Consider the following 230-nt stretch of genomic DNA (forward strand, 5'->3'; position numbering starts at 1 on the left):
CCTGTAGCCCCCGGGGCTGGTCAAGGCCCTCGCGGCGGCCCCGGGGGGCCCCACCGCGGGGGGGGGCCAGCGCAGGCCGACCGCCTGGTGCGCCGTGAGCGCCCAGCCGTGCCGCCCGGACTGCTCCACCCGCTCCTTCGGTACGACGACGGGCAGACCCGAGCCCACCAGGAGCAGCCCGACGGCATCGGCCTACACCACGTGCCCCACCGTCGTACGATCCGGAGCGG

The 230-nt window shown here is 77.8% G+C and carries 1 pseudogene; it reads right to left on the bottom strand.

The window, feature by feature from the left end:
* Positions 1–230: pseudogene (locus KVT44_RS59895) on the bottom strand (DNA helicase RecD); the annotation flags it as partial.

Origin of the sequence: Streptomyces sp. GbtcB7 (assembly GCF_019091445.1) — a bacterium.
Classification (GTDB): domain Bacteria; phylum Actinomycetota; class Actinomycetes; order Streptomycetales; family Streptomycetaceae; genus Streptomyces; species Streptomyces mirabilis.